This is a genomic window from Thiohalobacter thiocyanaticus (assembly GCF_003932505.1).
GTDB lineage: Bacteria > Pseudomonadota > Gammaproteobacteria > Thiohalobacterales > Thiohalobacteraceae > Thiohalobacter > Thiohalobacter thiocyanaticus.
This window is the reverse complement of record NZ_QZMU01000001.1, coordinates 894170-915057: the sequence shown is the minus strand read 5'-3', so window position 1 is coordinate 915057 and position 20888 is coordinate 894170. Positions and strand designations below refer to the sequence as shown.

The window sequence follows — 20888 nt, the reverse complement described above, 5'->3', positions numbered from 1 at the left end:
CATGTTGAGACGGGCCACGCGGCTGTTCTGGTACACGGCCGCCGCGCTGCTGATCGTCGCGGCGCTGCTGCTCAGTACCGCGCGTCTGGTGCTGCCGCTGCTGGACGACTATCACGGCGAACTCCAGCAGTGGCTCACCCAGCGGGTCGGGCATCCGGTGCGCATCGAACGTCTGGACCTGGGCTGGCACGGGCTGGGACCGGAGCTGCGGCTGCTGGATACCCGGCTCTACGACCGCAGCGGCGAGGAGGTGCTGCTGCAGCTCGAGGAACTGCGCATCGGCATCGACCTGTGGCTCTCCTGGCGCCAGGATCAGCTGGTCAGCGCCCGTATCGCCCTGCATGGCAGCGAGCTGAACCTGATCCGGCGCGAGGACGGCCGCATCGTACTGCGCGGTCGGGAACATGCTGTCCCCCTGATCAATCCCCTGGCACTGGCTGCGGCGCAGCCGCGTATCGAGATGCAGGACGTCACCCTGGGCTGGGAGGATCGCTACCTGGGCCAGCCACGGATGGTGTTCCGCGACATCGCCCTGCGCGTGCGCAATCGCGGCGACCGGCATCAGCTCGAGCTGCAGGCCAGCCCCACCGCTTCCCTGGGCCGGACGCTGGAGGTGCGGGCGGATCTGGTCCTGCCGCCCGAACAGCCTGATCGCTGGCACGGCCGCCTGTACCTGAACGCGCAGGGCTTCATGCTGCGCGAATGGCTGGGCTGGTACCTGTCCGAGCGCTGGTACGCCGGCGGCGTACTCGACGCCCGGCTCTGGGCCACGCTGCAGGCCGGCCGGCTCACGGCCGCCGAGGGCGAGCTGGCCGTGCATCTGCCGGTGTTCTCCAGCCGCGAGCGGGCCGCGCCCCTGTTCGCCGGCACCCGGCTGGCGACCCGGGCGCACTGGAACCGCAGCGGTGAGGCCTGGCAGCTCCGCCTGGATGAACTGGAGTTGATCCAGGCGGAGCGCGCCTGGCCGACGACCGGCCTGAGCCTGATCATGGCCGCCCCCGATGCAGGATCCGCTGGCGGCGGACGCCGGGTGCAGCTGGCCGTGGACACCCTGCCGCTGGAACTGCTGCAGCCGGCACTGCCCGTACTGGTCGAAGCTGCCGGTATCCCGCTGGATCTGAAGGCGCTGGCCCCGCAGGGCCGGGTGCGCGGTCTGCAGCTGGGCGGCGAGCGGCACGCGGACGGCTGGCGGGATATCCGCTTCAGGGCCGGGTTCGAGGCCCTGGCCTGGCAGCCGCATGCACGCCTGCCCGGGGTGAGCGGCCTCAGCGCCCGTCTGATCGGCAGCCCGCAGCGCGGCCGGATCGAGCTCGACCTGGCGGGCGGTCGGTTCACCGCCCCGGCGCTGTTCCGCGATCCCATCCCGATCGGGCGCCTGGCCGGCCGCCTGCACTGGCAGCAAAACGAGGATGACCTGCTGCTCTACAGCGAGCAGCTCGCCCTGGCCAACACCGACATCGGCGCAAGCGGCCGGCTGCGACTGGCACTGCCGCGCGATGGCGCCTCACCTCATCTGAATCTGCAGGCGGAGATCGAACGGGGCGATGCCGCCATGACCGGGCGTTACCTGCCGGCCGCCATCATGCCGGAGAAGACGGTCAACTGGCTGGACCGGGCCATTGTCAGTGGCGATCTCCATGCCGGCAGCGTCGAGTTCCGCGGCCGCCTGGCCGACTTTCCCTTCCGGCAGGGCGAGGGTCGGATGGAGATCCGCGCCCGGGTTCGCGATGCCATCCTGGATTACCATCCCGACTGGCACCGCATCGAGGAACTGAACGCCGAACTGGTCTTCATCAACCAGGGCATGCACATCGAGGCGGTCGACGGCGCCATCCTGGGGACGCGCCTGTCCGCCGTGACCGCCGACATTCCCGATCTCAAGCGCAGTCGGCTGAAGGTCCAAGGCCGGGTGCGCGGCCCGCTGGACGACATGCTGCGCTTCCTCCAGGACAGCCCGCTGGCCCGGCGCGGCTATGCCCTCGGCCAGGTGCAGGGCGGCGGTACGGCCGGCCTGGAGCTGGATCTCGATCTGCCCCTGCGCCGGGCCCAGCGCGGGACGACACGGGTGGCGGGCCAGCTGCAGCTGCAGGACAACCGGCTGCAGCTGCCGGCACGGGAACTGGCACTGGATTCGCTCAGCGGGCGCATCGATTTCACCGAGACCCGGGTCAGCGGCACCGGGCTCGAGGCACGGCTGTGGCAGACGCCGGTGAGTCTGGAACTGGCGCCTCATCCGGACACCCCGGGTCTGACCCGGGTGCGCCTGGCCGGTCGGCTGCCGCTGCTGCAGCGCCTGGGCCAGGCCCATCCGCTGCTGGCGCGGTATCTGTCCGGGCAGGCCGACTGGCGTCTCCAGCTCGACGTCGGCCGCCAGGTCGAAGGCTATCCGCTGCGGATCGAGTCGGAACTCGAGGGGGTCGCAATCGACCTGCCGCCGCCGCTGGGCAAGCCGGCGGCGGCGAGCCGGCCGTTGCGGCTGCAGACCCGCATCCAGCCCCAGGGAACCGGGCCCCTGTTCCTGCGGCTGGGGGATCTGCAGGCCGCGCTGGAGCTGGATTCCGCCGCCCGTCCCGTCACCCTCGACCGGGCCATGCTGCGTTTCAACGACGGTGCCGCCGAATTGCCCGAGGGCCCGGGGCTGGAGCTGCACGGGCGCCTCGACAGCCTGTCGGTCGATGCCTGGCGTGAGGTGCTGGACGGCATGGCCGGGGGGGATGCGGCCCTGCCCGCGCTGGCGCTGCGCCGCGCCGCCCTCGAGGTGCAGCATCTCGAGATTTTCAACCAGCGCTTCGCCGGGGTCGGCGCCCGGGTCCGGCCCGACCTCGGCGTCTGGCGGATCGACCTGGACGGGCCGGACATCGCCGGTCGCATCGCGCTGCCGCGCGCCGATTCCACCCTGCCGCTGGACCTGGACTTCGATCGCCTGGTCCTGGCCCGGGGCGGGATCGACGGGGCCGGGGAGGACATCGATCCGGCCCGCCTGCCGCCGCTGGACGTGGACATCACCGATCTGACCTACGGCGAGCTCGATCTGGGCCGGGTGCGGCTGCGCAGCGAGCCGCTGGCGCATGGCATGGAAGTGGAATCGCTGGAGGTCGAGGGCGACTGGCTGAAGCTACTCGGCCCAGGGCAACTGGACACTGCGCGAGGGCCGCGAGGCCTCGCGCTTCGATATCGAACTGCACGGCAGCGACCTGGGACAGATGCTGAACGCCTTCGGCTACAGCGGCAATGTCGAGGGCGGGGCCACCCACGGCGAGATCAACGCCAACTGGCCCGGCGCGCCCATGGACTTCGCTCTCAAGGCGGTCGAGGGTACCCTGGCCCTGCGCATCGGTGCCGGACAGCTGATCAAGCTGGACCCGGGGGCGGGCCGCGTCTTCGGCCTGCTCAACCTGCATGCGCTGCCGCGCCGGCTGACCCTGGATTTCTCCGACCTGTTCAAGCGCGGGTTCGCCTTCGACCGCATCGAGGGCCACTTCACCCTGATCGACTCCAATGCCTATACCCAGGACCTGATCATCCAGGGGCCGTCGGCGCGCATCGACATCTCGGGCCGCATCGGCCTGGCCGAGCAGGACTATGACCAGCTGGTCACGGTCACGCCCGAGGTCTCCTCCGGGTTGCCCATTGCCGGGGCCATCGCCGGCGGCCCCGTCGTCGGCGGCGGCCCTGTTCCTGGCCGACCGTTTCCTGGGTAAACAGTTCGAGGACATGGCGCGCTACCAGTACACCGTTACCGGCAGCTGGCAGGATCCGGTGTTCCGCCGCCTGAACCGGGAGACGCCGGACGCCGACGCGGCCGGCGCGCCATGACCGGAGCCCGCCCCGCCTGTGATATGCTGCGCCTATGAGAGCGGTAATAACCTTTCTGTTTCTGATACTTCCCTTTGCTGCCGTCTCCGCCGCCCCCATGTATGTCATGTCGGCGGAGGTGTGGATGCGGCCGCGGCAGGGGGCGGATCTGCTCGCCGATGAGCGCCTGCGCGAGCTGGTGCTGGGGCTGGACGAACAGTCCGGCAGCCGCCTGCTGATTCATTATCCCGGCGGCGAGGCCGGCGGGATGTGGGCGCATGAGCTGCGCTCCTGGCTGATCGCGCTCGGGGTGCCGGGCGCGCGGATTGAACTGGCACCGGGCGGAGTGCGTGAGGCCGCCCTGGGTGTCGAACTGCTAACCGGCCGTGGGGCCGAGTCGATGGAGCCGTCGCAGTGACGCAAGTGGCAAGCATCCAGATGGCCTCCGGGCCCAACGTCAACGCCAACCTGCTCGAGGCCGAGCGCATGATCGAGGAGGCGGCGAAAAGAGGCGCCGAACTGGTGGTGCTGCCGGAGAATTTCGCCATCATGGGCATCCATGAGTCGGATAAGGTCGAGCAGCGCGAGGCGTCGGGCGAGGGGCCGATCCAGGAGTTTCTCGCCCGCCAGGCCAGACGCCACAGGCTGTGGCTGGTCGGCGGCACTGTCCCGCTGCAGGCCGACGCGCCGGACAAGATCCGCGCCGCCTGTCTGCTGATCAATCCCGAGGGCGAGCGGGTGGCGCGCTACGACAAGATGCACCTGTTCGACGTGGAGGTGGTCGGCAGCGGCGAGAAGTACACCGAGTCCGAGACCATCGAGCCGGGCAACGACATCACCGTGGTCGACACCCCCTTCGGGCGGCTGGGCCTGTCGGTATGCTACGACCTGCGTTTCCCGGAGCTTTATCGGGTGATGCTGGACCGCGGCGTGGAGATCCTGGCCGTGCCCTCGGCCTTCACCGCCCTGACCGGCAAGGCGCACTGGGACGCCCTGGTGCGCAGTCGCGCCATCGAGAACCTGTGCTATGTCATCGCCTCGGCCCAGGGCGGCTATCATCTGAACGGGCGCGAGACCTACGGCAACTCCATGATCGTCGATCCCTGGGGTACGGTGCTGGAACGCCTGCCGCGCGGAACCGGCGTGATCATGGCGAAACTCGATCGCGGTTACCTGGAATCCACCCGGCGGCTGTTTCCGAGCATCGAGCATCGCCGGATCAAGTGCGGTCCACTATAAATCTATTGTTTATCCGTCATTCCCGCGAAGGCGGGAATCCAGTGCCTGGCAGAGCAAGTGTACGCTGGATCCCCGCCTCCGCGGGGATGACGCGGCTGAAATCAGTGCCATTCGGATCAAAGGGCATTACACGCAAATAGGATTGACACCTTCATGAGTCAAACCCCACTCGACACCGCCCGCCGCTTTCTGCTGGAACCGGCCGGCATCGGCGACAACGACCTCGGCACCGTGCTCGACAGCATGCTCGGGCACAGCATCGACTTTGCCGACCTGTACTTCCAGTCCACCCGGTTCGAGTCCTGGGTGCTGGAGGACGGCATCGTCAAGGAAGGCAACCACAGTGTGGAGCAGGGCGCCGGCGTGCGCGCCATCAGCGGCGAGAAGAGCGGTTTCGCCTACTCCGACGAGATCATGCTGCCGGCCCTGCTGCAGGCCTCGGGCGCGGCCCGCGCCATCGCCGGCCCCGGCGGCAGCGGCGCCGTCCGCGCCTGGCAGCCGACCGGCACCCTGGACCTGTACCGCCCGCTGGACCCGCTGGAGACCCTGAGCGCCGACGACAAGGTCGCCCTGCTCAAGCAGATCGACGCCGAGGCCCGGCGCCAGGACCCGCGCGTCGACCAGGTCGTGGTCAGCCTGGCCGGCGTGCACGAGGTGGTGCTGGTCGCCGCCAGCGACGGAACCCTTGCCGCCGACGTGCGCCCGCTGGTGCGCATGAACGTCAGCGTCATCGCCCAGGAGAACGGCCGCTACGAGCAGGGCAGCTCCGGCGGCGGCGGCCGCGGCGGCTTCGACATCCTCACCAGCGACGGCCGCGCCCTGTGGCACGCCCGCGAGGCGGTGCGCCAGGCGCTCACCAACCTGGAGGCGGTCGAGGCCCCGGCCGGCCACATGACCGTGGTGCTCGGTCCCGGCTGGCCCGGCGTGCTGCTGCACGAGGCCATCGGCCACGGCCTGGAGGGCGACTTCAACCGCAAGGGCACCTCCGCCTTCGCCGGCAAGGTCGGCCAGAAGGTCGCCTCCGACCAGTGCACCGTGGTCGACGACGCCACCCTTGCCGGGCGCCGCGGATCGCTGCAGATCGACGACGAGGGCACCCCGGCCCAGTGCACCACCCTGATCGAGAACGGCGTGCTCAAGGGCTACATGCAGGACAAGATGAATGCCCGCCTGATGGGCGTGCAGCCCACCGGCAACGGCCGGCGCGAATCCTACGCCCACCAGACCATGCCGCGCATGACCAACACCTACATGCTGCCCGGCAAGTACGACCCGCAGGAGATCATCGCCTCCGTGGACAAGGGCCTGTACGCCGTCAACTTCGGCGGCGGCCAGGTGGACATCACCTCCGGCAAGTTCGTCTTCTCCGCCAGCGAGGCCTACCTGATCGAGAACGGGAAGATCACCGCGCCGGTCAAGGGCGCGACCCTGATCGGCAACGGCCCCGACGTACTCACCCGCGTGGACATGGTCGGCAACGACCTGGCACTGGACATGGGCGTGGGCACCTGTGGCAAGGAAGGCCAGAGCGTGCCGGTGGGCGTGGGCCAGCCCACCCTGCGCGTGGCCGGCCTCACCGTCGGCGGTACCAGCGCCGGCTGAGGGGAAAGCGTCAGGCCTTGCGTTACAAGATGGAAATGGGGGTCGGTGACAACTGAAAGTGCAAATGATCAGCAGTTGTCACCGATCCCTGGAGCAGCCCACTGAACCTGAGTCCTCAGGGGAACAGTCCGCCAGCGGTGTCAAGCAACGGCTTCAGAGGCTCGGCGGACAACGGAACCTCCGGCACGGGCACTTCGCAGCCATCCGTCAGACTGACGCAGGTCACCGTGATTTCCACGATGTCGAAATTGGCATTGAAGCCCATGAAGGGCGGGGTCCGCATCGGGCTGCCGCCGAGGCCGATATCGCCATTGGTCTTGTCGATGACGGTGTCATACAGCAGCGGCGTCGTGCCGCTGGGATTGACACCGAGCTGAAGTGGTCCAGGTTCTCCGTCGCTGTCGGTGTCCACGTCTGTTGTATTCCAGGTGGTGGTTGCGACGATGGCTGGGCCCACCGGCATGGTAGTCGTGCTGCCATCCTGCAGGGTGATGACGGTATTGTCGGTCGGAGGAGTCATGACTCCCCGAATGACATCGCCGGGGCTCGAGTTCATGAGCGCCGTGGTGAGGTTGCCCATGTCCAGCACCAGGCTTACCGGGATACCGTTGTTGCCGGACCAGTCGAACAGCATGTTGCCCAGCAGCAGGGTGTTCGTGGGTATGCCCAGAAGATTATCGGTCGAGACGAAGGTGATATCGCGGCCGCTGGCTTCAACGCCGAAGAAGGGGAAGGGTTCGAAGGTGGCGCTGCCGGACATGCCCTGGTTGTTGGTGGTCATGACCATGGTGCCGTTGATGGGCGAGCGGTAGCCCTGGAATCTGGGCTCGTCGGCGAACGAGGTGTTTCTCACCATCTCGCCTTCAGGCGTCAACAGGGTCATGTAGCCCTTGAAATCCATGCTGAAGCTCCATGCCGCGGCATTGGCGGAGAAGACCAGGGCCGCAGTTGCCAATATGCCTGCAGCCGTGCTTGCTCCCGAGGAGTGAGGTTGTATCATTTTGAGCCCTCCTGACGGTTTGGTTTCGATTATGTGATGGGCGACAGACTTAATGGATGCATGTCGGTGTGATGGCTCCGTTCCTCATCCCTGTCTGTTCTTGAGAGGTAATGCTGCTGATTGCTGCACTCCGCATGACCAGCGGCTACATCAGCATTTGACGTGGCCGCGTGTGTTGGAAAAATCGGCTGCTGTCCCGTGCCCCTATAGGCGGAAAAGGAGGTCCGGATCGGGCACTGACCTACACTTGCCGGATGAGCGCAATAAAGACTGGCAAGGGTAACGAACGATTGATAATCATTTGCATTACAGGCTTTGGTTCGCAGCCTGAATTCCTGCTGGCGCTATGGGACACATCCTGCCTCTCGGGAGCATTGGTAAAGCAGTCGTGGTGTGGCTGGGAATCCTGGTACTGGCTGTCGCCAATGGCCTGCTGCGGGAGGCGTTGCTTGTTCCGGTCCTGGGCGAGCCCGGGTCACTGATCCTCCGTGAGCATAAGGGTCAGAGCATAAGGGTCAGGTCTTGCAATGCGACAAGCAGAGCATAAGGGTCAGGTCTTGCAATGCGACAAGCGAATGTTTGATTGCAAGACCTGACCCCGTTTATGACCCCGTTTATTGACCCCGTTTATGCGCAGTGTCCCGAAAGCCGGTATTGGCGGCCTATTGCGGTTGCTTCTCCGTAATACCAATCGGCTTATTTTCTTGATTTCATAATAATTCTGTTTAAAGATCGGGATAAGGCGTGACCGCGATATGCGAATTCGGCAATTCGCACAATATCCCGATTCCGCACTATTACCAATACAAAAGAATCCATCTAAGATACTGTTAGATAAAAATAAATTATGGAGAATCGAAGTGCCAGCTATAAAAGTCGCTAAGGTCCGGGCCGGAACAGTATATAAGCTAATCGGTATAGGGCTGACGGCAGGGTTTATTCCGCTGTTTGTACTATTTGGAGTCCTGGCGGCGACCGGGACGTCTACGCTGACATGGAATGAGCAACCTGTTACAGGTCTTAAGGCGCTTTACATCGGGCCACTAATGGGGCTTTTTATGGCGGCTATATTTACAGCGCTAGTAGGCAGTGTTACGGCATTCGGTCTTTGGTTGTATTCATTTTTCAAACCGCTGAATATCGAGTACCAGCTCGTTGATGACGCGGACTCAGATAGCTAACAAACTGTTCCAGTGCATTCCGGCACCTTCGGTGCCTCCATCGGACAGCCTTTACAGCGCATCGCGCTTCCAAGGCTGCCGCTGAACAAGGGCGTTAGATCTCCGAACTACCCATGAAAAAATGTAAGACATGTAATGCCGAGTTGAGCTGCATCGGTAAGATTGAGCCGGATACGTTGTGGCTATCGACAAAGCAGCCTTCGCTGAGCCCTTTTGCCGGGATTGGGTATTTTGCCGTTTTTCTTCTGGGCGGTTTATTGATTGCGCAGCCGCTCTGGGGGTCTCATATGATCTGGGCGGGTCTGGTCGTCGCTGTTTGCGGCGGTCTCGGTGCCTATCTTTGGAAACGGCCGCGCAACTACTATCGATGTACCGAATGCGGTTCGGAATTCTATGGCAACATATTGTTGCGGCGAAAAACAGGCTCAGGGTGTAGTTGCCGCTGATATTGAGCCTGATGATTCCATAACCCTGATATGCATAGGTCATGATACTCGGCACCCCTGGCAGGGTATTGGTGATCTGGCTGGGAATCCTCGTCCTGGCGGTTATTAATGGCATGCTGCGCGAAGCCGTCCTTCTCCCAATGCTGGACAAGCCCCTGGCGCTCATCCTCAGCGGTATTCTGCTTTCCGCGCTGATCCTTGCAGTTGCATACCTTTCGCTGCCCTGGCTCGGGCGGATGCCGGTGGCGGGTTACCTCACCGTCGGTCTGGGCTGGCTGTGCCTCACCCTGATCTTCGAATTCGCGTTCGGGCGTCTCGTCCAGGGCAGGCCCTGGCCGGAGTTGCTCGAAGCCTATACCTTCAGGGATGGCAACCTCTGGCCCCTTGTTCTGCTGGTCACGGCGGCGGCGCCGTATGTGGCAGCCAGGATACGGGGATGGGCGTGAAGCCTGTTTCGTCGCTTTCCTTCTGTGCGGCCTATTCCGTGAAGACAATACCCATCCTGACTGAGCGGGGGTTGCGGAGTTCGTCCGCCGGCTCCTTCGGCGCCATCGTGACGACGGTGACCAGCTGTTTCATGCGTCTCATGCAGCGGCCGCAAGCTGAACGATCCGGCGCTGGAAGGGCTCGAGCTGCTCAAGGAAACCGTCGATGACCTGACCGGCCATGTCGAGCGGTTGAAGGAAAAATATATCGGATCGTCGGAACCTGCCACGGAGGCGCTGGCAAACAGGAATCGTTGCCCGCTGCTGCCCGTACTATACTCAATACCCGATCCCTCAACAAAATATACTCACATGCGAGGTGCGCTCATGAAATACACGGCACAGGTGTTGATTTCCGCGCTGGCCATGGCGCTGCCGGGCATGTCTCCGGCCGGCGATATCCCAGGGCCGTCGCACGGCATCGCCTATCCGGAAGGCTGGCAGGAATGGTCGACCATCGCGGTCTCGCACCGCACGGACAACAACACCCTGCGGGTGATCCTGGGCAATGCGGCGGCGGTGAAGGCGGCGCGTTCGGGGCAGACCGATCCCTGGCCTGACGGCGCCATTCTGGGCAAGGTGGTGTGGAAGGATGTCCAGCTCGAGAACTGGGAGGAGGCGACGGCGCCCGGTGAGTTCGTCCACGCCGAGTTCATGTTCAGGGACTCAGACAAGCATTCGGAGACCCATGGCTGGGGCTGGGCGCGCTGGGTGGGACTGGAGCAGAAGCCCTTCGACGGCGGCATGCAGGTCTGCATCGCCTGTCATACCCCGGTGAAGGACCGTAACTGGGTGTTCACGGACCCGGCGCCATTCCCGCAGCTCAGGTAAACGGAAGTTCCAGGCCGGTAATACTGCGTCCCCGGTGCCTTGACGATCACACTCTCCTTCCCCGCCGCCCGGGACTGCTTGCCGATCACGACGGGTGTATGCTTCATATACGCCTGAAGTGACCATGGAACACCCCCGTCATGAGTGATGCCCCGCCTGACACACCTGCCTGGCACAGCCTGGAGCGCGATGAGGTCCTGGCCCGGCTCGACGCCACCGAGCTGGGCCTGTCGGACACTCAGGTGCGCGAGCGCCTGGAACGCTACGGTTACAACCGCCTGCCGCCCCCGGAGCGCACCGGTCCGCTCAAGCGTTTCCTGCTGCAGTTCCACAATGTGCTCATCTATGTGCTGATCGCCGCCGCGGTCGGCACCGCCTTCCTGCGTCACTGGGTGGACACCGGGGTGATCCTGGGCGTGGTGCTCATCAACGCCATCATTGGCTTCATCCAGGAGGGCAAGGCGGAGCAGGCCCTGGACGCGATTCGCGGCATGCTCTCGCCCCGGGCCCTGGTGCTGCGCGACGGGCAGCGGCGCACCGTGCCCGCCGAGGAACTGGTGCCCGGTGATCTGGTGTTCCTGCAGGCCGGCGACAAGGTGCCGGCCGACCTGCGCCTGCTGCGGGTGCACAACATGCGCATCGACGAGGCGCTGCTCACCGGCGAGTCGGTGGCCGTGGACAAGCAGACCGAAGCGGTCGGTGCGCAGGCGGACCTGGGCGACCTCAGTTGCATGGCCTTTTCCGGCACCCTGGTCGCCTTCGGCCAGGGACGGGGCCTGGTGGTCGGGACCGGCGCGGACACCCAGATCGGGCGCATCTCCACCCTGCTCGGGGAGGTGGAGACCCTCACCACACCGCTGCTGCGCGACATCGCCGTGTTCGGGCGCTGGCTGTCGCTGGCCATCCTGGTACTGGCCGGCTTCACCTTCGCCTTCGGCTACTGGGTGCGGGACTACGATTTTCTGGATACCTTCCTCGCGGCGGTGAGCCTGGCGGTGGCTGCCATCCCCGAGGGTCTGCCGGCCATCATGACCATCACCCTGGCCATCGGCGTGCAGCGCATGGCCAGGCGCAATGCCATCATCCGGCGCCTGCCGGCGGTGGAAACACTGGGTTCGGTTACCACCATCTGCACCGACAAGACCGGCACGCTCACCCGCAACGAGATGACCGTCAAGTCCATCGTCACCGCCGAGGACACCTTCGAGGTCAGCGGTGTGGGCTACGAGCCCCACGGCGGTTTCAACCGGGACGGGCAGGACGTGGACCCCGAGGATCACCCGGTGCTGGCCGAGGCGCTGCGCGGCATCCTGCTGTGCAACGATGCCGAACTCCATCAGCGCGACGGCGTGTGGGAGCTGGAGGGCGATCCCACGGAAGGGGCGCTGGTCACCGCAGCGCGCAAGGGCGGCCTGGACCCCGTCGAGACCGCCGAACGCTATCCCCGCGACGACGTGATCCCCTTCGAATCCGCCTACAAGTTCATGGTCACCCTGCATCACCATCATCACGAGGACCAGCGCGGCTTCATCCTGCTCAAGGGCGCCCCCGAACGCGTACTGGCCGTGTGCGAACGGGAACGCACCCGCGACGGCGACCGGGCCGTCGAACGTGACCGCTGGGAGGAACGCATGAATGCCATCGCCGCCCGCGGCCAGCGCCTGCTGGCGCTGGCGGTTCGGGAGGTGGGTGCGGACAAGCGTACGCTGGAATTTTCGGACGTGGAGGATGGCGGCCTGACCCTGGTGGCCGTGTGCGGCATCATTGATCCGCCCCGGGCCGAGGCCATTGAGGCGGTCAGGCAGTGCCAGGACGCCGGCATCCGGGTGAAGATGATCACCGGCGATCATGCGGTCACCGCCCGGGCCATCGCCGACGAACTCGGTATCCGTACCGGCGGCGGGGTCATGCCGGGGCATGAACTGGAGCCGCTCTCCGATACCGCGATGGAGCAGACGGTGCGGGAGGTGGACGTGTTCGCCCGCGCCACCCCGGAGCACAAGCTGCGGCTGGTGCGCGCCATCCAGGCCAACGGCCAGGTGGTGGCCATGACCGGTGACGGCGTCAACGCACGCCCCGGCGCTCAAGCGCGCCGATGTGGGGGTGGCCATGGGCATCAAGGGTTCCGAGGCCGCCCGCGAGGCCGCCGAGATGGTGCTCGCCGACGACAACTTCGCCTCCATCGCCCATGCCGTGGAGGAGGGCCGTACCGTCTACGACAACCTGCGCAAGGCCATCCTGTTTCTGCTGCCCACCAGCGGCGGCGAGGGTTTCACCATCATGGCCGCCGTGCTGCTGGGGCTGACCCTGCCGCTCATGCCGGCGCAGGTGCTGTGGGTGAACATGGTCACCGCTGTCACCCTGGGGCTCGCCCTGGCCTTCGAGCCCGCCGAGCCCGGCGTCATGCGGCGTCCGCCGCGGCCGCCCGGCACGCCGGTGCTCTCGGGTTTCCTGATCTGGCGCGTGGCCTTCGTCTCGGCGCTGCTGCTGGCAGGGACCTTCGGCCACTTCCTGTGGATGGAATGGCAGGGCGCGGAGGTGGAGGTCGCCCGGACCGTCGCCATCAACACCCTGGTCATGGGCGAGCTTGTCTACCTGTTCAACAGCCGCTACATCCTGGAGCCGGTGTTCAACCGCGCCGGTCTGCTGGGCAGTCGCGCCGTGCTCATCGCCGTTGGCGTTCTGGTCATCCTGCAGGCCCTGTTCACCTATGCCCCGCCGCTGCAGTACCTGTTCGGGACCGCCGCCCTGGGGTGGGGGGAATGGGGCATCATCCTGGCCTTCGGGGCGGCACTGTTCACGCTGGTGGAACTCGAGAAGACCGTTTTCCGGCGGCTGCGGCGCCGGATTTCATGACCGGCGCCGACAGGCCCCGCAGGTTGATTTATATCAGCTTTCGAAGATTCCCCGTGCGTCCTGCCCGTTCCCGCCCGGCAGGCTTGCGCCGGACGACTATACTTCCTGCGTGCAAGACCTTGGCAATCCAGATAACAGGGAGAAAGGCAATGTCCAGATACACCATGATCACCGGGCTGGCAGCCGCGCTGCTGGTACTGGGCGGAACCGCTTCCGCCGGCGAGAAGGCGATGATGTCGGAAGAAAACGAAATGGGCCAGATGACCTTCGAGGGCCTGGATCGCGACGGTGACGGTTACATCAGTAGCGAGGAGGCCGCGGCGCACAAGGGCCTGGAGGCCAACTGGGAGAAGGCTGACGCCAACCAGGATGGTCAGCTCGACAGCAGCGAGTTCAGCGCCTTCGAGGGTGAGGGCCGACTGTCGCCGCCGGAGGAGAGCGAAATCTCCGAGCCCGGTGCCGCACCCTACAGTCGCGACTGAATCTGATTCCGCAACTGTCCCTTCGCCCTCTCCCCCGGGGAGAGGGTAAATCAGGGTTCGCCCGCGGTTTGTGATTCCGCAACCTCACGCAGAAACCGGAACAGCGCGCGTGGCCCCTTCGTCCTGTTTTCCCGGTAGTCCTTCTGTGCCTGCCGGATGAGCTGACGCAGGTGCTGGCGGTCGGTGCCGGGATACTGCGCCAACCAGTCGCTCAGCGCCTCGTCCCCCTCGTGAATGAAACGCTCGCGCCAGTCCTCGAGCTGGTGAAAGGCGCGCGCGGCGCGGCGGTCTTCCTGCTGGATGGCCTCCAGGGCATCGATGACGGGTTGGGGGTCGCCGTTGCGCAGCAGCTTGCCGATGTACTGGATCTGGCGCTTGCGCCCGCTGCGGGCATGGATGCGGCGGGCGAGCTGGACCGCGTCGCGCAGCCTGTCGTCCAGCGGCAGGGCGGCCAGCCGCCCCTCCGGCAGTTCCACCAGGGTGCGGCCCAGTTCCAGCAGGGCGTGGGCCTCGCGCTTGAGCTGGGACTTGCTGGGGCCCTCGTCGTCGTCTTCCTCGGGAGTCAGGTCCGGTTGCTTGTGCATGGTTCGGGCGGGTTGCGGCTGACGGATCGGTCCAAGATAGCATACCCGGCCGCGGGAGGGGGATGTCCGGGCCCGGCCTTGGGCGGGGGCGGACATTCCTTTACCATGACGGCTTCGATTACCCGCAGAGAGTCATCATGAGCCAGCACAATACCGAGGTCACGACCCACGACACCAGCCTGCCCGATATCGGCCGCCTGGAGCGGATGGTGGGGGATATCCTGGAACAGGCCGGCAGCGCCGGCGCCAGCGCGGCCGAGGCGGCCGTGTCCATGGATGTCGGCCTGGGCGTGACGGTGCGCAAGGGCGAGGTCGAGACGCTGGAGTTCCACCGCGACCGCGGCCTGGGACTGACCGTCTACTTCGGCCAGCGCAAGGGCTCGGCCAGTACCTCGGACTTCCGCCCCGACACCATCCGCGAGACGGTGCAGGCGGCCTGCGACATCGCCCGCTATACCAGCGAGGACGCCGCCGCCGGCCTGGCTCCGGCCGAGCGCATGGCGCGCGAGGTGCCGGAGCTGGACCTCTACCACCCCTGGGATCTTTCCGCCGACCAGGCCATCGAGATCGCCCGCGAGTGCGAGCGGGCCGGGCTGGACACCGACCCCCGCATCACCAACTCCGAGGGGGCGACGGTGAACAGCCATCAGGGCCTGCGGGTCTACGGCAACAGCCATGGTTTTCTCGGCGGCTACCCCAGCAGCCGCCACAGCCTGAGCTGTGCGCTGATCGGCGAGCAGGGCGGACACATGCAGCGCGACTACTGGTACACGGTCTCGCGCCTGAGCGAGGAGCTGGAGGATGCCGATGCCGTCGGCCGTATGGCCGCCGAGCGCACCGTGCGCCGGCTGGATGGCCGCCGCCTGGGTACCCGCCAGGTTCCGGTGATCTTCGCCGCCGAGGTGGCCACCGGGCTGCTGCGCAACTTCACCGGCGCCATCCGCGGCGGCAACCTGTATCGCAAGTCCAGCTTCCTGCTCGATCACCTGGGTAAACAGGTGTTTCCCGAGTTCATGCACGTCTACGAGCAGCCGCACCTGCCGCGGGCGCTGGGCAGCGCGCCCTTCGACAACGAGGGCGTGGCCACGGTGGCGCGCGACCTGGTCACCGACGGGATGCTGCAGGGCTATATCCTGGACAGCTATTCGGCGCGCAAGCTGGGCATGGAGACCACCGGCAACGCCGGCGGGGTGCATAACCTCAGTGTGGATACCAGCGACCGTGACATCCACGACCTGATCCGGGAGATGGGCACCGGCCTGCTGGTCACCGAGCTGATGGGGCAGGGCGTGAACCTGGTCACCGGCGACTACTCGCGCGGTGCCGCCGGCTTCTGGGTGGAGAACGGCCAGATCCAGTATCCGGTCGAGGAGATCACCGTGGCGGGCAATCTCAAGCAGATGCTCCTGAACATCGTGGCCATCGGCAACGATCTGGAGACCCGCGGCAATATCCGCACCGGTTCGATCCTGATCGAGTCCATGACGGTGGCGGGTGAGTGAAACCGAGACTGACCGCGAGTCTGGCGGCCTGGGGTGGCGAAGATTTTACCGAAGTACTGAAGGACGAACTGGCCGCCCTGGGTCCGGATGCGCTTCCCCTCGTCACCGATACCGGCCACGCCGATGCCCGGGAACTGTCGCTGAGCCTGATCCGGCAGGTGGAGGTGGACGGCGCCCTTCAGCTTCGGGTGGGTGTGTTCTTTCAGCAGATTCTGGCCGGCTGCAGCTGCGGCGATGATCCGGTTCATGAGCCCGCCTACTGCGAGCTGGAACTGGTCATCGACAAGTCCGACGGAAAAGCCGAGATCCTTCCTGTCTCCTGAATTCTTCGATCTCGTAGGCCGGGTGAGCCCGAAAGGGCGTAACCCGACCTACATGGATCATGTGTCTATGTCAGGCTTCGGGTCGTTTTAACCCACCTTGGGCAACCGCTCCAGCGCGGCATCGATCTGCTCCGCCGGATACTCGTAGTCCTCCAGTTCGCCGCTGAAATAGCGGTCGTATGAGGCCATGTCGAAATGACCGTGGCCGGAGAGATTGAAGAAGATCGCCTTCGCCTCGCCGCTCTGCCTGCATTTCAATGCCTCGTCGATGGCTGCGCGGATGGCGTGGTTGGATTCGGGCGCCGGGATGATGCCCTCGGCGCGGGCGAACTGCACCCCGGCCTCGAAGGTGGCCAGCTGCTTCACCGCTACCGCCTCGATCAGACCCTCGTGGTAGAGCTGCGAGACCAGCGCCGAGTCGCCGTGATAACGCAGTCCGCCGGCGTGGATGCCGGGCGGGACGAAGTCGTGGCCCAGGGTGTACATCTTCATCAGCGGGGTGTGGCCAACGGTATCGCCGAAGTCGTAGGCATAGTGGCCGCGGGTGAGGGTGGGGCAGGAGGCCGGCTCCACCGCCACCAGCCGCACCTGTCTGCCGGCGGCCTTGTCGGCCAGGAAGGGGAAGGCCGCGCCGCCGAAGTTGGAGCCGCCGCCGCAGGGGGCCAGCACCACGTCGGGATAGTCGTTGATCTGCTCGAACTGCTTCTTGGCCTCCAGTCCGATCACCGTCTGGTGCAGCAGCACGTGGTTGAGCACCGAGCCCAGGGCGTAGTTGGTGTCTTCGCGCGAGGCGGCCTCTTCCACCGCCTCGGAGATGGCGATGCCGAGCGAGCCGGGCGAGTCGGGGTCCCGGGCCAGGATCTGGCGGCCGGACTCGGTCCGGTCGGTGGGGCTGGCCAGCACCTCGGCGCCCCAGGTCTGCATCATGGAACGACGGAAGGGTTTCTGCTCGTAGCTCACCCTGACCATGTAGACCCGGATATCGATGCCGAACATCTGCCCGGCCAGCGCCAGCGAGGAGCCCCACTGACCGGCGCCGGTCTCGGTGGCCAGGCGTTTGATGCCGGCCTGCTGGTTGTAATACGCCTGGGCCACCGCCGTGTTGGGTTTGTGCGAGCCGGCGGGGCTCACGCCCTCGTACTTGTAATAGATGCGTGCCGGCGTGCCCAGTGCGGCCTCCAGCCGGTGGGCGCGGAACAGCGGAGACGGCCGCCAGAGCTGGTAGATCTCGCGCACCGGCTCGGGGATCTCGATCCAGCGCTTATCGGTGACCTCCTGCTCGACCAGGGCCTCGGGGAAGATGGCCAGCAGCGCCTCGGGTGGCACCGGACTGCCATCCGGGGCCAGCACCGGGGCCGGCGGGTTGGGCATGTCGGCGATGACGTTGTACCAGTGGGTGGGGATGTCTTTCTCGTCGAGCAGGATCTTGGTCTGCATGGCCGCTGTCTCCCTGGATAACTGTGGCAATTGAAACGCCCGGGCGGCTGGCGCGGAATGACCCGGGTCAAGCGGTGCGCTGCTTCAATGGTTATTAACCGCTTGTTTATTGTGGTGAAGCTTGTATTTTACGGTCATTCACCTTATAGACGCCAGTAGAGCCACGCAAACACGCCGAAAGGAGGCAGCATGCTGTTTCGTCAGATGATCGAGCCGGACTCAAGTACCTATACCTATCTGATCCACTGCCCGGACACGGGCAAGACCGCGCTGATCGATCCGGTGCTGGATACGGTGGAGCGGGACCTGTCCCTGCTGCAGGAACTGGGCCTGGAGCTGGACTTCACTCTGGACACCCACATCCACGCCGATCACCTGACCGGGGCCAAGCGGCTCAAGGAACTGACCGGCAGCCGCATCGTCGGCCCGGCGGTGGACCAGCTGCCCTGCACCGATATCGGGGTGCGCGAGGGCGAGCCCTTCCGGGTGGGCAATATCGAGATCAACCCGCTGTTCACGCCGGGGCATACCGACCATCACCATGCCTACCTGATCGATACCGGCACCCACAGGATGCTGTTCAGCGGCGACGCCCTGCTGATCGAGGCCTGCGGCCGCACCGATTTCCAGTCCGGGGATGCCGCCACCCTGTACCGCAGCATCCATGACAAGTTCTTCACCCTGCCCGACGAGACCCTGGTCTATCCCTGCCACGACTACGAGGGTCGCCAGATCAGCACCATCGGCCAGGAGAAGAACCGCAACCCCCGTCTGGGCAACAGCAAGACGCTGGAGGAGTTCGTCGAGATCATGGACAACATGGACCTGCCCTATCCGCGCAAGATCGATTTCGCCGTGCCCGGCAACCAGCTGTGCGGCGCCTGTCCGCCGAATGTGCCGGAGGAATATCGCCAGCCCTGTCTGCGCCACGATCAGGGCTGAAGCGACTTCGGGCTGCGCTGTGTTGCGCGTCCGCCGGCATCAACTAAGCTTGATGCTTAAACACTCTGTCGAGGAGCCGAGATGAGAAATCTGTTTACCGCCCTGTTGCTGGCGCTGGGTCTTGCGTTTTCCGCCCACGCCGAGGAGGCCGCCGACAACGGTGCCCAGCGTTTCGACATCGCCCAGACCGTGGTGAGGATGCCGCTGGAGGAGGGTGTCAGTGTCGTTGACGCCATGGACTTCATGCGCTCCAAGGCGGCGGAGCTGAACATGAAGATCGTCGCCCACCAGCCGGTGTCGGAGGAACTGAAGGCGCGCGGTGTGGATTCCGGTCCACTGCACATCATGCAGTTCTGCAATCCCGGTGACGCCCACAGGATGGTCATGTACAACGCCATCTTCGCCGCCTACATGCCCTGCCGCATCGCCCTGGTCGAGGACTCGGAAGGCCAGACCTGGCTGATGATGCTGGACCTGGATCTGCTCATCGACAACACGCCGTTGTCGCCGGAGCTGAAGGAGATGGCGCAGGGCATCAACGACAAGCTGCTGCGGATCATGGAGGCCGGAGCCACGGGGGCGTTCTAGGGCCCGTTAACCCAATCATTGCATAAATCCAGGTTGTCAAACCACTGTCGTCATCCCCGCGCAGGCGGGGATCCAGATACCGCTGTGGTTATTGGATCCCCGCCTGCGCGGGGATGACGGGACTGAAGTAGCCACGGTACGCCGGAAGGCCCGTTTCCCTCGGCTACTTCATCTACAGCAGGAATATCGTCCCCAGCCCCAGAAAGGCCAGAAAACCGATCACGTCGGTGACGGTGGTGAGCAGCACGCTGCCGGCCAGCGCGGGGTCGATACCCATGCGCTGCAGCATCAGCGGGATGCCGAAGCCGGCCAGGGCGGCGAAGGCCAGGTTGATGATGATGGCAGCACCGATGATGATGCCCACCTGCGCACTCTGAAACCAGAGCGCGGCGATCACTGCCACCACGACCGACCACAATATCCCGTTGAGCGCGCCGACGGCCAGTTCCTTGGTCATCAGCAGCCGTGAATTGGATTTGCCGATCTGGTTCAGCGCCAGGCCGCGGATGACGATGGTCAGGGTCTGACTGCCGGCGATGCCGCCCATGCTGGCGACGATCGGCATCAGCACGGCGAGTGCGACGATCTGCTGCAGGGTGGCCTCGAACAGGCCGATCACCCAGGAGGCGAGCAAGGCGGTCATCAGGTTGATGCCGAGCCAGATCGAGCGCCGCCGGGTGCTGGCGAACACCGGGGCGAAGATGTCGCCTTCCTCGTTCAGACCGGCCATGCTCATCAGCGAGTGGTCGGCCTCGTCGCGGATGACGTCGACCACGTCGTCGATGGTGATACGGCCCAGCAGCCGGCCGTTCTGATCGATGACCGGCGCGGAAATGAGGTCCCGGTCCTCGAACAGCTTGGCCACCTGGACCGCCGTGGTCTCGGCCGGGATGCCTTCCACGTCGCGCACCATCACCTCGGCCACGCTGAGTTCCGGATCCGTGGTCAGCAGGCTGGACAGCGGCAGCAGTCCGAGATAGCGGTCGTTGCGGTCCACCACCATCAGGCTGTCGGTCAGATCCGGCAGGTTGCCGCGCAGGCGCAGGTAGCGCAGCACCACGTCCAGGCTGACATCGGCCCGGACCGTGATGGTGTCCACGTTCATCAGACCGCCGGCGGTGTCCTCCGAATAGGACAGTACCGATTCCAGCCGGTGGCGGTTCTGCAGGTCCATGGACCGCAACACCTCGTGGATGACGGTGCCGGGCAGGTCCTGCAGCAGGTCGGCCAGGTCGTCGGTATCGAGGTTCTCGGTCAGCGCGACCAGCTCGCCGGCCTCCATCTCCTTGATCAGGCCGGAACGGACCTCGTCGCCCACGTGCAGCAGTACTTCGCCGCGGTCGTCGGGGTCGACCAGTTCCCACAGGATGATGCGGGGGTCCTTGGGGATGGATTCGAGGACGTGGGCGATCTCCGCCGGACGGAGATTGTGGATCAGGCGCCGCACCCGGCTGGCCGCACCCGAGGCCAGTGCATCCGAGACCTTGTGCAGATGGTCCTGGGCCTGGGTGGTGTCCTTGTGGCTGTCGGCCATGCGGCGGGGTCCTCAGCGCGAGACTCGCCCGCTATGGGCAAGACGTTGATTCCGCCGCAGT

General features: G+C 65.6%; 17 protein-coding genes and 2 pseudogenes. 15 read left to right on the top strand and 4 right to left on the bottom strand.

Annotated features, from left to right (window positions below; all coding sequences use genetic code 11):
* Position 1: 1 nt before the first annotated feature.
* The 6 genes and pseudogenes from D6C00_RS04310 to tldD all read left to right on the top strand — a co-directional run.
* Positions 2–3220: pseudogene (locus D6C00_RS04310) on the top strand (YhdP family protein); the annotation flags it as partial.
* Positions 3141–3701, top strand: coding sequence for a YhdP family protein (locus D6C00_RS16700; protein WP_399361201.1), 561 nt, complete (start codon positions 3141–3143; stop codon positions 3699–3701). The pseudogene D6C00_RS04310 and the gene D6C00_RS16700, both read left to right, overlap by 80 nt.
* Positions 3631–3816, top strand: coding sequence for an AsmA-like C-terminal region-containing protein (locus tag D6C00_RS04305; RefSeq protein ID WP_158675284.1), 186 nt, complete (start codon positions 3631–3633; stop codon positions 3814–3816). The genes D6C00_RS16700 and D6C00_RS04305 overlap by 71 nt, the downstream gene beginning before the upstream one ends.
* 34 nt (positions 3817–3850) lie before the next feature.
* Positions 3851–4213, top strand: coding sequence for a hypothetical protein (locus D6C00_RS04300; RefSeq protein ID WP_125180465.1), 363 nt, complete (start codon positions 3851–3853; stop codon positions 4211–4213).
* Entirely contained in the window at positions 4210–5034 is an 825-nt protein-coding gene (locus D6C00_RS04295) for a carbon-nitrogen hydrolase family protein (protein WP_125180464.1), read from the top strand. Before D6C00_RS04300 ends, D6C00_RS04295 begins: the two co-directional genes overlap by 4 nt.
* 153 nt (positions 5035–5187) lie before the next feature.
* Complete coding sequence (gene tldD, locus D6C00_RS04290; protein ID WP_125180463.1) at positions 5188–6636, top strand: metalloprotease TldD; 1449 nt, start codon at positions 5188–5190, stop codon at positions 6634–6636.
* 115 nt (positions 6637–6751) lie between these two features.
* Here tldD and D6C00_RS04285 read toward each other — a convergent pair whose 3' ends face one another.
* Positions 6752–7591, bottom strand: coding sequence for a hypothetical protein (locus tag D6C00_RS04285; RefSeq protein WP_125180462.1), 840 nt, complete (start codon positions 7589–7591; stop codon positions 6752–6754).
* Between the two features lie 800 nt (positions 7592–8391).
* Between D6C00_RS04285 and D6C00_RS04280 the strand changes: the two genes are divergently transcribed.
* The 5 genes and pseudogenes from D6C00_RS04280 to D6C00_RS16545 all read left to right on the top strand — a co-directional run bounded on the left by D6C00_RS04280 (position 8392) and on the right by D6C00_RS16545 (position 13917).
* Positions 8392–8817 carry a hypothetical protein gene (locus D6C00_RS04280; protein ID WP_125180461.1) on the top strand — a complete coding sequence of 142 codons (426 nt, stop codon included), beginning with the start codon at positions 8392–8394 and terminating at the stop codon, positions 8815–8817.
* A 487-nt stretch (positions 8818–9304) separates the two neighbouring features.
* Entirely contained in the window at positions 9305–9709 is a 405-nt protein-coding gene (locus D6C00_RS04275) for a hypothetical protein (protein ID WP_125180460.1), read from the top strand.
* Between the two features lie 366 nt (positions 9710–10075).
* Positions 10076–10579, top strand: a complete 504-nt coding sequence (locus tag D6C00_RS04270) for a cytochrome P460 family protein (protein WP_125180459.1) — start codon at positions 10076–10078, stop codon at positions 10577–10579.
* A gap of 140 nt (positions 10580–10719) precedes the next feature.
* Positions 10720–13435, top strand: a pseudogene (locus D6C00_RS04265) (cation-transporting P-type ATPase).
* Positions 13342–13917, top strand: coding sequence for an EF-hand domain-containing protein (locus D6C00_RS16545; RefSeq protein ID WP_125180458.1), 576 nt, complete (start codon positions 13342–13344; stop codon positions 13915–13917). Before D6C00_RS04265 ends, D6C00_RS16545 begins: the two are co-directional and overlap by 94 nt.
* Positions 13918–13967: 50 nt before the next feature.
* Here D6C00_RS16545 and yjgA read toward each other — a convergent pair whose 3' ends face one another.
* Positions 13968–14501 (bottom strand): ribosome biogenesis factor YjgA, encoded by a 534-nt coding sequence (gene yjgA / locus D6C00_RS04255; RefSeq protein ID WP_158675282.1) that lies wholly within the window; start codon positions 14499–14501, stop codon positions 13968–13970.
* A 137-nt stretch (positions 14502–14638) separates the two neighbouring features.
* Here yjgA and pmbA point away from each other — a divergent pair, with 137 nt between their 5' ends.
* Positions 14639–16003 carry a metalloprotease PmbA gene (gene pmbA, locus D6C00_RS04250; protein ID WP_170165442.1) on the top strand — a complete coding sequence of 455 codons (1365 nt, stop codon included), beginning with the start codon at positions 14639–14641 and terminating at the stop codon, positions 16001–16003.
* Positions 16000–16326 (top strand): glucosamine--fructose-6-phosphate aminotransferase, encoded by a 327-nt coding sequence (locus tag D6C00_RS04245; protein ID WP_125180456.1) that lies wholly within the window; start codon positions 16000–16002, stop codon positions 16324–16326. Before pmbA ends, D6C00_RS04245 begins: the two co-directional genes overlap by 4 nt.
* 87 nt (positions 16327–16413) lie before the next feature.
* Here D6C00_RS04245 and D6C00_RS04240 read toward each other — a convergent pair whose 3' ends face one another.
* Positions 16414–17763, bottom strand: a complete 1350-nt coding sequence (locus D6C00_RS04240; RefSeq protein WP_125180455.1) for a TrpB-like pyridoxal phosphate-dependent enzyme — start codon at positions 17761–17763, stop codon at positions 16414–16416.
* Between the two features lie 189 nt (positions 17764–17952).
* Here D6C00_RS04240 and D6C00_RS04235 point away from each other — a divergent pair, with 189 nt between their 5' ends.
* Positions 17953–18705 carry an MBL fold metallo-hydrolase gene (locus tag D6C00_RS04235; protein WP_125180454.1) on the top strand — a complete coding sequence of 251 codons (753 nt, stop codon included), beginning with the start codon at positions 17953–17955 and terminating at the stop codon, positions 18703–18705.
* 81 nt (positions 18706–18786) lie between these two features.
* On the top strand, positions 18787–19293 hold the full coding sequence (locus tag D6C00_RS04230) for a DUF302 domain-containing protein (protein ID WP_125180453.1): 507 nt from the start codon (positions 18787–18789) through the stop codon (positions 19291–19293).
* Positions 19294–19465: 172 nt separating this feature from the next.
* Here D6C00_RS04230 and mgtE read toward each other — a convergent pair whose 3' ends face one another.
* A complete protein-coding gene (mgtE, locus tag D6C00_RS04225) occupies positions 19466–20827 on the bottom strand; it encodes a magnesium transporter (RefSeq protein ID WP_125180452.1) in 1362 nt (453 codons plus the stop codon).
* Positions 20828–20888: the final 61 nt, after the last annotated feature.

Bases quoted from the DNA above. Each gene is read 5' to 3' on its own strand.
- D6C00_RS04280 (WP_125180461.1), top strand. From the start codon at position 8,392: ATGCGAATTCGGCAATTCGCACAATATCCCGATTCCGCACTATTACCA.
- yjgA (WP_158675282.1), bottom strand. From the start codon at position 14,501: ATGCACAAGCAACCGGACCTGACTCCCGAGGAAGACGACGACGAGGGC.
- D6C00_RS04270 (WP_125180459.1), top strand. From the start codon at position 10,076: ATGAAATACACGGCACAGGTGTTGATTTCCGCGCTGGCCATGGCGCTG.
- D6C00_RS04240 (WP_125180455.1), bottom strand. From the start codon at position 17,763: ATGCAGACCAAGATCCTGCTCGACGAGAAAGACATCCCCACCCACTGG.
- pmbA (WP_170165442.1), top strand. From the start codon at position 14,639: ATGAGCCAGCACAATACCGAGGTCACGACCCACGACACCAGCCTGCCC.
- D6C00_RS16545 (WP_125180458.1), top strand. From the start codon at position 13,342: ATGGGGCATCATCCTGGCCTTCGGGGCGGCACTGTTCACGCTGGTGGA.
- D6C00_RS04230 (WP_125180453.1), top strand. From the start codon at position 18,787: ATGAGAAATCTGTTTACCGCCCTGTTGCTGGCGCTGGGTCTTGCGTTT.
- tldD (WP_125180463.1), top strand. From the start codon at position 5,188: ATGAGTCAAACCCCACTCGACACCGCCCGCCGCTTTCTGCTGGAACCG.
- D6C00_RS04275 (WP_125180460.1), top strand. From the start codon at position 9,305: ATGATACTCGGCACCCCTGGCAGGGTATTGGTGATCTGGCTGGGAATC.
- mgtE (WP_125180452.1), bottom strand. From the start codon at position 20,827: ATGGCCGACAGCCACAAGGACACCACCCAGGCCCAGGACCATCTGCAC.
- D6C00_RS04300 (WP_125180465.1), top strand. From the start codon at position 3,851: ATGAGAGCGGTAATAACCTTTCTGTTTCTGATACTTCCCTTTGCTGCC.
- D6C00_RS04235 (WP_125180454.1), top strand. From the start codon at position 17,953: ATGCTGTTTCGTCAGATGATCGAGCCGGACTCAAGTACCTATACCTAT.